Here is a 13,943-nt window from a genome sequence, read left to right on the forward strand (position 1 = left end):
TCAACCGCCGCCACCGCCGTTCATCTCGGACTTTTCCAGCAATGTCCGCAGCGCCGCTTCGTCGACCTTGCTGCTCGCCGCGAGAGGAAGGGCACCGAGCGCCACGAAATGGGCGGGCACCGCCTGCGCGACGAGACGCTGGGTGCAATGCGCGATCAGGTCGCGGGTGGTGGGCAGGAGGGTCGCCGCCGGGGCGGGAACCCAGAATGCGGTGAGGGCGGTGTCGCCGTACTCGTCCACGGTCGCGAGCACCACCGCCTGACGGATCGCCGGGTGACTCTCGAGCACCGACTCCACCGCGTGCCGCTCGACCCTCGCCCCCCGCACCTTCACCTGACCGTCGACCCGTCCGCAGAATTCGATATCGCCGTGGACATCGACACGTGCGAGGTCACCCGCGTGGTACATCCGGGAACCGGGATCGGTGGCGAACGGGTCGGCCACGAATCTGGCTGCGGTGCCCGCCGGGCGATGCGCGTAGCCTGCGGCGATCTGGGGACCACCGAGGTAGAGATCCCCCACCGTTCCCGGCGGCACGGGAACCAGCTTCGCGTCGAGGATGTGCGCCGTCGTCGCACCCAGCGGCCTGCCGATCGGGGCGATCGACGCGGGCAGCTCACGCACCCGGTGCGCAATGCAGCTGACGGTGGTCTCCGTGGGCCCGTACTCGTTGGCCAGCGGCACGCCAGGCAGCACCGCGCGGTGCCGTTCGACGAGCGTCGTGGGAAGCGCCTCGCCGGCCAGGGTCACCCACTGCAGGTGCGAGCGCAGCGGAGCGAGGTGCGGCAGCAGCAGCCGGTAGAACGACGGTGTCGCGGCCAGATGGGTGGCCCGCCACTTCCCTGCGAGCGCTGCGACGGCCTCGGCATCGCGCATACCGCCCGCGTCGGGGAGCACGCTGGTGCCGCCGGTGCAGAGCGCCCAGATTGTCTTCAGCAGGGCGCCGTCCCACGTCAGACGAAACGCGGAGAAGGTGACCAGATCGGACTCGTCGTAGTCGTAGTTCCGCCCCGCGACCATGCTCGCCAGATTGGCGCGGGTGACCACGACGGCTTTGGGAACACCGGTCGTCCCCGAGGTGGTGATCACATAGGCGGGTGCGCCTGCGGGGACGCGTTCGGGAAGGCCGATCGCACGTGACCGTGGCGGTGATTCCCGGTGCCGGTCGATCAATGCACGCACGCCAGCACCGGCTTCACGGGCGAGGGCGCCGACACCGTCCGTGGAGGTGGCCGGATCCGTGGAGTCGAACACGATGGCGCCGCAGTCGACGTCCGACAGCAAGGCGCGCAGTTGCATCGCCGGGTGGCCTGGTTCTATGACGCACCAGGCGGCGCCCGCCCGTAGGGCGGCGATCATCGCCACCATCGTGTCGGTGCTCTGCTTCCGGTAGATCAGAACGACCCGGCCGGGCCGCACGCCGGTCGACACCAGATCGGCGGCGAGTTCCGCACTCCTCGAAGCGAGCTCGGCATAGGTCAGGGCTCGCTCTCCCACCGCTATCGCGATCCGCCCGGGAACTCGTGAGCATTGCTCGAGGATTCCCGCGATCACCTCGCCACCCGGACACCAGGCGCTCATGGCACCGCGCTCACGATGCGGACGTGATCGGTGTTCGGACCACCGTGAGCAATGCCATTGTGCCGCAGCAGTAATCGCTCGGGGTCCGTGGAGACGACCTCGAACCCACCGAAACGCAGGGTCACGAGCATCACGCGATTGACCTCGGTGGGCACGAATTCCGCACAGGGCTGCTGTCCGCGCGCCCGCGCCCGGTCGACGACATGCTGAATCAGGGCCGCGCCCACTCCGCGGGACATCACTCGGCACGACATCAACAGCAACTGGAGCACCGAGTCGTCCCCACGGAACTCCGACACCGCGAGTCCGATCGTTCCGTATCCACCGAAACGGTCCTCCAGGGCCGCCACGAGCACCTCGTGGCGATCCGAACGGCACAGTCGGCGGAGTTCGTCGATGCCGAATGTGCGACCGGTAGTGTTGAGTTGATGCGAACGCACGGTCAGTTCGTGCGCCCGCGCCAGGTCGTCGTCCTCTGCCCTGCGCACGGTCATCACCAAGCCCAGCGTGGCGAGGAACTCGGCGCTCGATCCCGCGAAAACCTCCTCACTGCTCTGCCGGATCCGCTCGGCGCGGTACAGCGCGCGGCGCCCCGCTGCCTCGGCCGTGATCGATTCCGGAGTCAGCTCGGGCAGATCGGGGAAGGAAGCGATGCTCTCGGCCGGATAACACCGCACCGACGGCAACGCTCCGGCGACTTCGGCGCGCTCGACCGGATCGTTGTCGACGAAGGCCACCGTGTCGAGACCGATATTCAGGGTGTCCGCTATCCGCCGCACTGCACTGGATTTAGGCCCCCATCCGACGTCGACGGCGCAGAACAGTTCTTCGAGGCCGTGGGCGCGCAGATGAGCGACAGCGGGTTCGAACTCTCCGCGGCTCGCGATGGCGTGCAGAATGCCGCGGCGGTCGAGCACGTCGAGCGTGCGCAGCACTTCGGCCTTCGGCACCGGGACATCCTGCTCGAGCACCACCCCGTCCCAGATGGTGTCGTCGAGGTCCCAGACCACGCACTTGACGGTCTGCTCCATTGCGCTTACTTCCCGTTCCCGGTCGGATCCGGCAGTCGCCGCAGGAGCGCGCTGCTCCACGCCGCGACAGGACTGCTGTTCATGAGTACGGCATAGTCGCCCGGCCGCTGCGACGCAGCCGCGGCTTCCAGGTTGAGCGCGACGTCGACGGATCCGAGGTGGCCGAACCGGGCCAGGTTCGCGCGGCACACCGGGTCGATGGGCACATCGAGGGCTTCCTGCCAGAACGCGAACGCACCGGCCGAAAGGTTCTGCATCAGAAAGGTCCCCACCCTGTCGTGTTCCACACCGTTGCGTCCGAGAAGCGCAGCATTGATGTCGGTGAAGCGCTTCCGGCTCTCGACGGCCAGCCGGAACGAGTACGTCGGCTCGTCCGTGCATTCCTCGGTCCAGTCGGCCTCGCGCACGTTCCGGTAGTCGATTCGGAACAGGTCGGAGTACTTCCCGTCGCTGCGGACGATCTGGTCGACGAGTTCGTATCGCCCGGTCCCCGACGTCGTCAACAGCACCGCGGCCGCACCGTCCCCGAGCAGCGTCATCGGTGAGCGGTAGCGGGCTCGCGTGGGCGTCTTCGCCGCAGCGACGACCAGAACATTGTGGCAGTGGGGGTCTCCCCGAAGTAGCGCGGATGCCAGTGCGAATCCCGCGGAGATCGAGACGCAGCCCAGGTCACCGAGACCGGTCGTGAAGGCCTGATTTGCACCGAGCCGGTGTTGCAGCCGGGTGGCCTCGGAGGCGAGCAGATATTGCGGAACCCTCCCTTGCACGAGCAGGAGGCCATCGAGCTGGGTCGGGTCGATGTCCGCTGCGCGCAGCAGCGCGGTGGCGGCGGCGTGAGCCATGTCCGACTCGGACTGACCGATGCCGATCCGAACGGTGTCGATGCCGAGGGACAGGGCGTGCTCGCGCTGCGCTACAGGAAGCTGATCGAGTTCCGGCAGACCCGCCACGGTGACCTCGTCGTCCGGGAACCACAGCGCGATCGAGTGCAGGGCGACGGGGGCAATCATCGAACACCACCGGCCAGCACGTACTCACCGATCTGCAATTCGGCGACCTCGGTGGCGCCCTCGATGATCTGCATGACCTTCGCGTCCCGGAAGAATCGGCCGACCCTGCTGTCTCCGGCGCATCCGGTGGCGCCGAGGATCTGGACTCCCTGCTGGCTCAGCGTCACGGCTGCGCGCGCAGCGGCGTACTTGGCGGCAACGGTGGTGAAGAGGGCGGTGTGCTCGCGTGCGTCGCGTTCCTGCGCGGCGCGTTCACAGAGGGCGCGCGCACCGGCGACCTCGACCCAACCGCGGCCGATCATCGACCGCACCGCGTCCCGCTCGGACAACACTGCAGTGCCCTGCACCCGGGTCGAGGCATGAGCCACCGCATCGGCGAGGCACGCCCGGGCCATCCCCGCGCACCCCCACGCGATGGTGTACCGGCCGTGGTCGAGGGCTGTGCCGGTGACGTGGGACAGACCGAATCCGGGCGGCGCAATGACGTGGGTGGCGGGTATGGACACATTGTCGAGTTCGATGTGCGCCACCCGTGTACCTCGCATGCCGAGCTGCCCGTGTACCGGTTCCACGGTGACCCCCGGCGAACTCGTTTCGACAAGTGCGGTCGTGAGGCCCCCGGACGTCTGTCCGAGGACCAGGAGTACGTCCGCGACCTGGCCGTAGGTGACCCACAGCTTCCTGCCCGACACCCGGTAATCGGAACCGGCGGGGTCGAAGGTGGTGGCCACGCAGGAGAGTTCGGTTCCAGCACCGGCCTCGGTCGCCGCGAACCCGGCGAGGAGCTCACCGGTGGTCAGCACCGGCAGCCACTGCTCCCGTTGTTCGGCACTTCCCCATCGGTCGAGCGCGGCATTCACCATTCCCTGCACCGTGAGGAGCGACCGCAGCGACGTGCAGACAGCTCCGAGTCGTTCTGCCACCGAGCCCAGTTCGGCTGCGCTCAGGCCGAGGCCTTTGCAGGCGGGGGTCCGGTCCAGACCCAGGACACCGGCCCGGGCGGCGGCGTCGATCACCTCGGTGGGAAGCCCCGACTCGTCCCATGCGACCGCGTCCGTCTCCGCTGCCGCGACGAGAGTGTCGATCCCGATCACGGCGACGCCCCGTCCGTGGCCCGAACCTGCTCGCCCCGCTTCCTCCGGATGAACTCGGCGACACGGGCAGCGGTGCGGAAGTTGTCGAGGTCGAGGTCCTCCACCTCGACCACGACGTCGTGGGAGCCCTCGATGTAGGTGACGATCTCCAGGGCCCGCAGAGAGCTCACCAGGCCCAGCGTGAAGTAGTCGTCGTCGGGTCCGAGATCCGTCGACGTGATCGAACTGAGGTACTGCCGTAGCTGCTCGACCAACCCGTCAGAAGGCTCGGGCACAGGGGCGTGTGCTGTGTCCATGAGCGGGGAATGCCCACTTGGACCAGCGTTCAACCATCGCGGTGTCAGGCAGCGAGTAGTCGGGGCAGCCCCCATTCCCGCGCAAGCAGCTCGTAGGAACGCAATCGGTCGACGTGGTCGTGGGTGACGCTGGTGACCACCAGTTCGTCGGCGGCGGTGACTTTCCGCAGGCTGTCGAGCCGGTCGGCGACGGTGGCGGGTGCCCCGACGAACTGCGTGATCAGCCGGTCCTCCACCGCGGCGCGTTCCGCCTCACCGAGCGGCGGGGTACGGCGGGGATCCGGATACGGAATCGCACCGTGCCCGCTTCGGATGCTGTGGGTCCAATGTCCGAAGGTCGATGCCAACTCCCGGGCTGCCGCGTCGTCCTCCGCCACCACGGCGTCCGCGGAGACGACGACATACGGTTCCCGCAGTACCCGTGACGGCCGGAAGGCGGCCCTGTATGCCTCGACGGCGTCGATCGTCGTCGCCGGACTCACGTGGTAGTTGGCCCCGAAGGGTAGCCCGAGCCGCCCGGCGAGTTCGGCGCTCGGGCCCGCGCTGCTCCCGAACACCCACAGCTCGACGTCGGCGCCCTCCCCCGGACTCGCGTGGAGGTCGATGCCGTCCTCGGTACGGTACGTGCCCTCGAGTAACGCGAGGATGTCGTCCACCTGCTCTTCGAACTCGGGTGACCGTGCCCCCGGCTGCTGTAGCACCGACATCGACGCCGTGAGCCGCGGGGACAACAGCAGTTCGGACGGGTCGAACGGCGCCGGAATCACGACGCCGTCCCGGATCTCGGTCCGGGACGGCGGCACCGAAGGTTGCTGTCGGCGTTCGCCGACAGCCTGCAGTGCCTGCGCCCGGCGTTGACCCGACCGCCCCAGGCCGAGGTCCACACGCCCCGGGTACAGGGCATCAACGGTTCCGAACGCTTCCACCACAGCTGCTGCCGTGGTGTGCCCCAGCTGCACGGCCGCGGCGCCGACACGCAATGTGCTCGTCGCCGCAGCGAGTATGCCGACCAGCACGGCGGGTGACGAACTTGCGACGCCGACGAAGTGATGCTCGGCAACCCAGTACCTTTTGTAGCCCCACAGCTCTGCGTGCTGGGCGAGGTCCACGGTGTTGCGCAGCGCGGCTCGGGCGGTGGATCTCTCGCTGATGGGCGACAGGTCGAGGACGGACAACGGGGTGACCATCTACTGCCGATCCTGTTCGAATTCCGTGGCTTCCGACGCTGCGATCATGATGCTCGTACTCCTTCGTTCTGGCGGTGCGGATGGCTCAGCTCGAGATGGCTGCGCAGGGTGGTGCCCGAGTACTCGGTGCGGAAACTGCCACGGTCCTGCAAGAGCGGCACCACCTTCTCGACGAACTCGTCGAGCCCGGCCGGTGTGAGGTGCGGCACGAGGATGAAACCGTCGCAGGCGTCCGACTGCACATAGTGGTCGATGTCCTCGGCCACCTGGGCAGGGGTGCCCACGAACTGCTGCCGGGCGGTGACCGCGATGATCAGCTCACGAATGCTGAGCTTCTCCGCCTCGGCCTTCGCCCGCCATGCCGAGGCGATCTCCCGCGGATCCTTCACGTGCCGGACACGGCCGCGGGTGATGTCCGGATTGTCGGCGGGTTCGACGTCCGGAAGGGGGCCGTCCGGGTCGTATCCGGAAAGGTCACGCCCCCAGACCTGCTCGAGGAATGCGATGGCTGTCTGGGGACCCACCTGCTGGTGCCGGATGTGATCGGCCCGTTCGGCGGCATCCGCCGCCGTATCACCCAGAACGAAAGTGGCCGCGGGGAGCACCTTGAGGTCCTCGGCTCTGCGCCCGTACTTCGCCAGCCTGCCCTTGACGTCGGAATAGAACGTGCGGCCGTCCTCGAGTGTGCCGTGCACGGTAAAGATGGCGTCGGCCTGAGCCGCCCCGAACTCGCGGCCCTCCTCCGAATCCCCCGCCTGCAGCAACACCGGATGACCCTGGGGGCTACGGGGCACCGTGAACCGTCCCCGCACGTCGAACTGCGAGCCCGAAAAGGCGACCTCACGGATCGACGACTCGTGCGCGAAAACCCCGTGCTCCCGGTCGATCACGAGAGCGTCCTGATCCCAGCTGTCCCAGAACTTCCGCGCGCCCTCGATCATTTCACTTGCGCGGACGTAACGGTCTCTGCGATCGAGATATCCCCCGCGCCGGAAGTTTTCGCCGGTGAACGCGTCCGAGGAGGTGACCATGTTCCACGCAGCCCGGCCGTCCGACAAATGATCGAGTGACGCGAATTGCCGCGCCAATTCGTACGGTTCGTTGAAGGTGGTGTTGATCGTCCCGGCCAGGCCGAGGTGGGTCGTCGCCCCGGCCAGCGCACCGAGCACGGTCAGGGTGTCGGGCCGGCCGACGACGTCGAGGTCGTGAATCCGTCCGCGGTGCTCACGCAACCGCAGGCCCTCGGCGAGGAAGAAGAAGTCGAACAACCCGCGTTCCGCTGTTTGCGCCAGGTGCACGAACGACTCGAAAGCTATTTGGCTCTTCGACTCGGGGTCGCTCCACACCGTGGTGTTGTTCACCCCCGGGAAGTGCGCTGCGAGGTGTATCTGCTTGCGGGGCATCGCTCGCGATGTCGTCATGCCGAAAGTCCTGTTCGGGTGAAGTGATTGGTGGGACGGTCGAAGCCGAGGCGTTCCCGCAGTAAACGCACGTCGCCGTCGTCGGGTCGCAGGAGCGGCAGTACTGCCTCGGCGAGGGTGTCCAGTCCGGAGGGAAGCGCGAGCGGGCGGAAAGTCACGCCGTCCACCTCGCCCACCCCCGCCACGTTCACGACGAGATCGGCCAGTCCCGCCGCATCCCCCCGGTAGAGGAGCGATCGTGGTTCGTACCCGGTCCCGGCCCAGTTCTCGAGCTGGGCGAGGTCCCGGGCGGCGCCACTGTGGTCGGCGGCGAGCAACACCTCCACATCGAGGAGTATCCGGACCGCGCTCCGGTCGCGGCCCGCCTCGACCACGTCGCGCGAAATGTCCGCCGCAGCCCGGCCGGCCGCGTCGACGGTGAGGCCGCTGATGCGGATCACGTCGGCGTGTGATGCGGCCACCCGGTGGGAATGTTCATCGTGCACACCGAGCACGACCAGCGACTGGCCTTGTGGTGAGCGCGGTGTGATCGACGGCCCCTTCACGGAGAAGTGGGTTCCCTCGAAGTCGATGTAGTGCAGTTTGTCCCGATCGACGAATCGGCCGGTGGCGACGTCGCGGATCTCGGCGTCGTCCTCCCAGCTGTCCCACAGCAGACGCACGGCTTCGATGGCCTCGCTCGCCTCCGACCACAAATCTTCGCCGTCCTGGGGGTCCTTACGGCCGAACAGCTGAGCCTGGGCTCGACCGGCCGACACATCGACCTGCCACCCCGCGCGCCCCAGCGAGGCGTGGTCGAGACTCGCGATGGCTTTCGAGACGTGGAACGGCTCGGTATGGGTCACGGTCACCGTCGGGACCAGACCTATGGTCCGGGTGCTCGTCACAGCCCGTGACGCGATCGCGACAGCATCGAGTTGCCCCCGCTGTTCGCCGTGGCCCGCCGAGGCGAGAGCGAAAGAGTCGCCGATGAAGGCGAGGTCGATGCCGGCCCTGTCGGCAACTCCCAGAAGCCCGGTCCAGTAACCAGCCGTGAAGAGATCTTCTGCGCGTGAGTCGGGGCGACGCCACGCCTGCGGGTGCAGACCGGTGCCGTACAGGTCGACGGCGATGAGGGGGTGGTGACGATGTTCAGGCATGAATGGCTTCCTCCAGCTGTGCAGACGGTGGGCGAGCGATGGACCGCCCGGGAATCGCGTCGAGCAGCTCCCGGGTGTAGTCGTGACGGGGTGTGTCGAATATCTCGGCGGTGGTGCCGGATTCGAGGATGCGACCGGACCGCATCACGGCGACCGTGTCGCTAATCTGCCGGACCACCGCGAGATCGTGCGAGATGAACAGGTAGCTGAGGCCGAGTTCGCGCTGAAGGGTCTCCAGTAGATCGAGTATCTGCGCCTGCACCGAAACGTCCAGAGCGGACACCGGCTCGTCGAGCACGAGAAGTTCCGGGTTCAGTGACAGCGCCCGGGCAATCGCGACCCGTTGACGCTGGCCGCCGGACAGTTCTGCGGGTTTCCGCGCGAGGTAGCTGCGCGGTAGCGCCACCTGCTCGAGGAGTTCGGCGACCCGCTCCGCTCGTTCGGCCTTGCTCCCGATCCTGAAGGCACCGAGCGGTTCGGCCACGATGTCGGCGACGGCAAGTGTGGGATCGAGCGAGGCGTACGGATTCTGGTAGACGAGTTGGACTCGCCGGCGGAGGGCACGCAGCGCGCCACCCCGCAGCGTCGTGATGTCTTCTCCGTCGAATTCGATGCTGCCACGAGACGCCGTCTCCAACCGGATCGCGATGCGGGCCACCGTCGACTTGCCGGATCCCGACTCTCCGACCAGGGACAGCGTGCGACCGCGCGAAACCTCGAAGGACACGTCCTCGACGGCCTCGATCGCTGTCTTCCGGTCGATCCGGAATGTTTTCGACACGCCCGACACGCGCAGGAGCGGGTCGACCACGGTGGACGAGTGCTCTCTGCGCCGGGGTGCCGCGGACAGGCTGGGCGCGGCTGCCAGCAGTGCGCGCGTGTACGCGTACTGCGGCCGCGTCAGGATCTCCCGGGTGGGCCCCGACTCGACCACCTCGCCGCGGTTCATCACGATGATCCGGTCGGCGCGGTCGGCCGCGACACCCAGGTCGTGCGTGATCAACAGGACTGCGGTGCCAGACTCGGCGGTACGCGCAGCCAGGTGATCGAGGATCCGGCGTTGAACCGTGACGTCGAGTGCACTGGTGGGCTCGTCCGCGATCACCAGTTCGGGGTTGCAGGCCAGCGCGATTCCGATGAGGACGCGCTGCCGCTGTCCGCCCGACAGGTCCTGCGGATACTGCCGGGCACGCACGTCGGGCTTGTCGATCCCGGCCTCGGCGAGAATGCGCACCGCCTCGATTCCGGCCGTCCGCCGGTCGGCGAGACCGTGCACCCGCAGCACCTCGGCGACCTGAACCCCCACCCTGATCACCGGGTTGAGCGAGGTCGTCGGGTCCTGTGGCACCAACCCGATCCTCGCGCCGCGGATGCGCCCCAATGCGCGCTCGGACAGGGTGTCGAGGCGCTCGCCGTCGAAGGTGACGGTGCCGCCGATCGCGCGTCCGCTCCCCGCCAGTAGCCCGAGAATCGCGTGCGCGGTGGTCGACTTACCGGAGCCGGACTCGCCCACCACGGCCACCACTTCCCCGCGCGAGACCGTAAGGTCGACGCCCGTCACCGCCAGAAGTGGATCGCTCACGCTCCCGTACGCGACCCGCAGTCCGGAGACTTGCAGCAGCGGGGTGTCGTTCGTGCTCATCGCGACTCTCTCTGTTCGAGTGCATGCCCGAGGCGGTGTGCCGACAGCACGACGGCCACGATCACCAGGCCGGGCAAGGTGGTCATCCACCACGCCGTCGCGAGGTAGTTGCGGCCCTCGGAGATCAGCGAACCCCACTCCGGTGTCGGTGGTACCGCCCCGAATCCGAGGAAGCTCAACGACGACACCGCGAGGACCGCCATGCCGAACTCCACGGCGGCGAGGGCGACGACGGGTGCGTAGGAGTTCCGCAGGATGTGCCGGTGGAGCACTGTGTGCCACCGGACTCCCGAGGCGAATGCGGCCTCGACGTAGAGTGACCGGCGCACTCGCAGCACCTCTGACCGCATCACACGGGCAAAGTTCGCGATCAGGGAGACACCCACGGCCACAGCGACGTTGACGGTGCCGAATCCCAAGGCCGTGACCAGTGCGAGGGAGAGCAGCAATGCCGGAATGGACAGCAACACATCGACGAGTCTCATCAGCACCGCATCGACCGCTCCCCCGGCCGCACCGGACAGCAGACCGATCAGCGAACCGACAACCAGGGCGATTCCCACCGCCAGCAGGGTTGCGGTGAGCGAGAGTCCGGCACCGTGAACGACTCGGGTGTACACGTCCCGGCCGATGTTGTCGGTGCCGAACCAGTGCGCGGCGCTCGGGGCCTGCAGCTTCTGCGCGGGCACGCCGGTGAGTGGGTTGCCGCCGGCGAATACGGAGGGCGCCACCGCACACCCGACAGCAAGCAGGAGCACGACGGCGGAGACCCCGAGCATGAGATTGCGACGCAACCAGGCCGCGACACTGCGCCGACGGGTAACAGGGAAGGGCCCGGCCACGGGTGTGAGTATGCGCGGAGACGGATCGACATCGACGACCTCGCCCGTCACCTCCCTCGTGAGGATGTCAGACATGAACCTTCTCCTCCACTTCCGCGAATTCGCCGGTGCCGCCGGAACTGCCTCTGCCCTCGATGATTCGCGGATCGATCAGCGGGTAGAGCAGATCCACGGCGAGGTTGACGAGGACGTAGGCAAGCGAGCTCAGTACCACGATTCCCTGGACCACCGGGATGTCCTGCGCCATCACGGAGGTCTGTGTGAGCCGCCCGACTCCGGCTCGTGAAAACACGGTTTCGACGACCACGGACCCGGCCAGCAGCGTGCCCACCAATACTCCGGCGATGGTGAAGGCGGGGATGCTCGACAACCGCAGCGCGTGCCGGGTCTGGATCCTCCACCGGGAGGCTCCTTTCGCCCGGGCGGTGTCGATGAACGCTTGCCGCCACGTGGTCTGCAGACTCGCGGCGAGCACCTGGGCGATCACGGCGCCGGTCGGCAGTGCGAGAGTGACCGCGGGAAGCACCAGGGTCGCGATCCCCTGGTCGCCGAACGCCGGAAAGGCTTTCCATCGAAACGAGAACAGCTGCAGCAGAATCAGGCCTACCCAGAACGTCGGCACCGCGACACCGAGCGGCGGCAGCGAGAACAACAGATTCCGTACCCAGCGCACCCTGGTGTACGTGGCGACGAACGCTACCGCGGTCCCGAACACCACGGCGAGAACGAGCGCCACGGACGCGAGCGCGAAGGTGCTGGGCACCGCGTTCCCGATGGCCTCGGTCACCGACTGCCCGGTGGCGATCGAGTATCCGAAGTCACCGCGAACGGAGTGGCTCAGGGAGTTCCAGTACTGCACCCATACCGGCTGGTCCAGGCCATACCGCGCCTGCAACTCCGCAACGGCCGCCGCGTCGACCGTCGTCCCCGCTGTTGCGGAATCGACCGCGATGCTCACTGGGTCCGAAGGCAGTAGGAACAGGACTGCGAACGACACGGTGAATGTTGCCCACAGCACGCCCAACGCCTGCAGGACGCGGGATCCGAGGTATCGAGTCATCTTCTAGCGTCCACTGATCCAGGTATCGAAGAACTGGAGCCGGGCCGAGGCCTCGAACCTCAGATCCTGCACGTTCGGTCCTGCGCCGATCGCCTGCGACAACTCCACGGTGGGGATCCACAGGCCGTTGTCGAGCACCTGCTGCTGGGCGTCGGCGAGAAGTGCGTTCCGCTCGGTGGTGTCGGTGGTGGCGAGTTGCTTCGCGAGCACGTCGTCGAGCGCGGGAATCGGGCCACGGCTGTTGAGGTTGCGGCCGTCGAGTCCGAACTGGGTACGCAGGATGTCACCGTCGGCGCGGGTGCTGTTGTAGTAGGTGGCGTCGAAGTCCTTGGCATTCTGGCGAGCGGTGGCCTCCGGAGTGGCCACGAGATTCAGCTGCAGATCCACTCCCACCGCTGTGAGCTGCTGCTGCACCAGTTCGAGGATTGCCTGGTTGCCGGCGAACACGGAGCTGAACAGAACGGGGAAGCTCAGCCTCTGACCGCTCTTCTCCCGGATGCCGTCGGCACCGGGAACCCAACCCGCCTGATCCAGGATGGACTTGGCCTTCTCCGGGTCGTACGTCACGTCCGGCAGCGCCACGTAGCCGGGGGTGCGGCTGGCCAGCGTGCTGGTGGCGGGCGTGAAGTTGGGGCCGAGCACGGTGTCGACCAGTTCCTGCCGGTTGATCGCCGAGACCAGCGCACTGCGCACGACGGGATCCACGAGCGGTCCGCGAGTCACGTTGGGCTGGAATCCGAATGGCGTACCCGGGTTCGATGTGGTGAGCACCTGCCCACCGACGCCTTCGATCTGCGGGGCATCCTGCGGCAGCGCATCGCTGATTGCGTCCAGCTGTCCCGAGGACAGGCTGCCCGTACGGACACCGGATTCGGGCACCACGCTGAACTCGATGGTGTCGAGGTAGGCCTCGCCGTCGTGACCGAATACGTCTGAGCCCCAGCTGTATCCGGCCCGCTTGGCGAGGGTCACCGACTTGTCCTGCTGGTAGTCGGCGTACGTGAACGGCCCGGTTCCCGAGATGTTGCCGGTGCAGCGCTCCTCCGCCGGCTTGGCGACGGACGCATCCGACAGAATGCCCAGCTGCGGGGTGGACGATGCCTGCAGGAACTGGGCGTTCGGTGCCGAGAAGTTGACCTGCGCGGTGCGCGCATCGATCACGGTGGTCCCGGTGTATCCGGTCAGATAGCTGGCGGCCAGTGGCGCCTTGGCCCCGGTGAGGGTGTTGACGAGCGCGTCGAAATTCTTCTTCACCGACTCTGCGGTGAGGGGAGTTCCGTCGCTGAAGGTGACGCCCTCCTTCAGGCGAAAGGTGAAGGCGGAGGCGTCGGCATTCAGTTCCCAACTCTCCGCGAGCCACGGCGTCAACTCACCTGTTCGGGGATCCTGATCGGTGAGCGAATCGACCACCTGACGAGTCACGTAGATCGTCTGGTTCGTGCCGGACTGTGCGGGGTCGGCGCACGTGGGCGCCTGGGACAGGCCGTAGCGGAGTGTGCCGCCCGGTTGCGCGGGACCCGCATCCGCGGAGGAACTGCTGGAACCGCCACCGCAGGCGGTGAGAATCGACGCCACTATGGCGGCGACGCCGATACCTGCTGCCCTACGGGCTTTTCCGCGGAAGGTCGGGGACAAGGACA

Annotated in this window: 12 protein-coding genes; all 12 read right to left on the reverse strand. The window is 67.5% G+C overall.

All coding sequences use genetic code 11. The annotated features are described in order from the left end of the window. From JQT59_RS30755 to JQT59_RS30810, 12 genes are read right to left on the reverse strand one after another with little or no spacing between them, the layout of a single operon-like run. The gene (locus tag JQT59_RS30755) at positions 1-1,581 is read right to left on the reverse strand and encodes an amino acid adenylation domain-containing protein (RefSeq protein WP_213573227.1); all 1,581 of its coding nucleotides are present in this window, start codon (positions 1,579-1,581) and stop codon (positions 1-3) included. Continuing rightward, complete coding sequence (locus JQT59_RS30760) at positions 1,578-2,612, reverse strand: HAD-IIIC family phosphatase (protein WP_213573228.1); 1,035 nt, start codon at positions 2,610-2,612, stop codon at positions 1,578-1,580. The genes JQT59_RS30755 and JQT59_RS30760 overlap by 4 nt, the downstream gene beginning before the upstream one ends. A gap of 5 nt (positions 2,613-2,617) precedes the next feature. After that, on the reverse strand, positions 2,618-3,622 hold the full coding sequence (locus JQT59_RS30765; RefSeq protein WP_213573229.1) for a 3-oxoacyl-ACP synthase: 1,005 nt from the start codon (positions 3,620-3,622) through the stop codon (positions 2,618-2,620). Continuing rightward, positions 3,619-4,716 carry an acyl-CoA dehydrogenase family protein gene (locus JQT59_RS30770; protein ID WP_213573230.1) on the reverse strand — a complete coding sequence of 366 codons (1,098 nt, stop codon included), beginning with the start codon at positions 4,714-4,716 and terminating at the stop codon, positions 3,619-3,621. Before JQT59_RS30770 ends, JQT59_RS30765 begins: the two co-directional genes overlap by 4 nt. After that, positions 4,713-5,012: an acyl carrier protein gene (locus JQT59_RS30775; RefSeq protein ID WP_159920038.1), complete on the reverse strand. Its 300-nt coding sequence runs from the start codon at positions 5,010-5,012 to the stop codon at positions 4,713-4,715. Before JQT59_RS30775 ends, JQT59_RS30770 begins: the two co-directional genes overlap by 4 nt. A 44-nt stretch (positions 5,013-5,056) precedes the next feature. Further along, positions 5,057-6,199, reverse strand: coding sequence for an LLM class flavin-dependent oxidoreductase (locus tag JQT59_RS30780; protein WP_213573231.1), 1,143 nt, complete (start codon positions 6,197-6,199; stop codon positions 5,057-5,059). Between the two features lie 44 nt (positions 6,200-6,243). Then, on the reverse strand, positions 6,244-7,620 hold the full coding sequence (locus JQT59_RS30785) for an NtaA/DmoA family FMN-dependent monooxygenase (protein WP_213573232.1): 1,377 nt from the start codon (positions 7,618-7,620) through the stop codon (positions 6,244-6,246). Continuing rightward, positions 7,617-8,759, reverse strand: coding sequence for an LLM class flavin-dependent oxidoreductase (locus JQT59_RS30790; RefSeq protein ID WP_213573233.1), 1,143 nt, complete (start codon positions 8,757-8,759; stop codon positions 7,617-7,619). Before JQT59_RS30790 ends, JQT59_RS30785 begins: the two co-directional genes overlap by 4 nt. Next, complete coding sequence (locus JQT59_RS30795; protein ID WP_213573234.1) at positions 8,752-10,401, reverse strand: dipeptide ABC transporter ATP-binding protein; 1,650 nt, start codon at positions 10,399-10,401, stop codon at positions 8,752-8,754. The genes JQT59_RS30790 and JQT59_RS30795 overlap by 8 nt, the downstream gene beginning before the upstream one ends. Beyond that, positions 10,398-11,318, reverse strand: coding sequence for an ABC transporter permease (locus JQT59_RS30800; protein ID WP_249353958.1), 921 nt, complete (start codon positions 11,316-11,318; stop codon positions 10,398-10,400). Before JQT59_RS30800 ends, JQT59_RS30795 begins: the two co-directional genes overlap by 4 nt. Continuing rightward, positions 11,311-12,303 carry an ABC transporter permease gene (locus tag JQT59_RS30805; RefSeq protein WP_213573235.1) on the reverse strand — a complete coding sequence of 331 codons (993 nt, stop codon included), beginning with the start codon at positions 12,301-12,303 and terminating at the stop codon, positions 11,311-11,313. Before JQT59_RS30805 ends, JQT59_RS30800 begins: the two co-directional genes overlap by 8 nt. A 3-nt stretch (positions 12,304-12,306) precedes the next feature. After that, positions 12,307-13,896, reverse strand: a complete 1,590-nt coding sequence (locus tag JQT59_RS30810) for an ABC transporter substrate-binding protein (protein WP_502939884.1) — start codon at positions 13,894-13,896, stop codon at positions 12,307-12,309. Between the last annotated feature and the right edge of the window lie 47 nt (positions 13,897-13,943).

It is taken from the genome of Rhodococcus sp. USK13 (assembly GCF_018343855.1).
In the GTDB taxonomy this organism is placed as follows: domain Bacteria; phylum Actinomycetota; class Actinomycetes; order Mycobacteriales; family Mycobacteriaceae; genus Rhodococcus_F; species Rhodococcus_F oxybenzonivorans.

What these genes read in the sequence shown, in the direction of transcription:
- JQT59_RS30765 (WP_213573229.1), bottom strand. Translation starts at nt 3,622, where the DNA reads ATGATTGCCCCCGTCGCCCTGCACTCGATCGCGCTGTGGTTCCCGGAC.
- JQT59_RS30800 (WP_249353958.1), bottom strand. Translation starts at nt 11,318, where the DNA reads ATGTCTGACATCCTCACGAGGGAGGTGACGGGCGAGGTCGTCGATGTC.
- JQT59_RS30780 (WP_213573231.1), bottom strand. Translation starts at nt 6,199, where the DNA reads ATGGTCACCCCGTTGTCCGTCCTCGACCTGTCGCCCATCAGCGAGAGA.
- JQT59_RS30790 (WP_213573233.1), bottom strand. Translation starts at nt 8,759, where the DNA reads ATGCCTGAACATCGTCACCACCCCCTCATCGCCGTCGACCTGTACGGC.
- JQT59_RS30775 (WP_159920038.1), bottom strand. Translation starts at nt 5,012, where the DNA reads ATGGACACAGCACACGCCCCTGTGCCCGAGCCTTCTGACGGGTTGGTC.
- JQT59_RS30755 (WP_213573227.1), bottom strand. Translation starts at nt 1,581, where the DNA reads ATGAGCGCCTGGTGTCCGGGTGGCGAGGTGATCGCGGGAATCCTCGAG.
- JQT59_RS30760 (WP_213573228.1), bottom strand. Translation starts at nt 2,612, where the DNA reads ATGGAGCAGACCGTCAAGTGCGTGGTCTGGGACCTCGACGACACCATC.
- JQT59_RS30805 (WP_213573235.1), bottom strand. Translation starts at nt 12,303, where the DNA reads ATGACTCGATACCTCGGATCCCGCGTCCTGCAGGCGTTGGGCGTGCTG.
- JQT59_RS30795 (WP_213573234.1), bottom strand. Translation starts at nt 10,401, where the DNA reads ATGAGCACGAACGACACCCCGCTGCTGCAAGTCTCCGGACTGCGGGTC.
- JQT59_RS30785 (WP_213573232.1), bottom strand. Translation starts at nt 7,620, where the DNA reads ATGACGACATCGCGAGCGATGCCCCGCAAGCAGATACACCTCGCAGCG.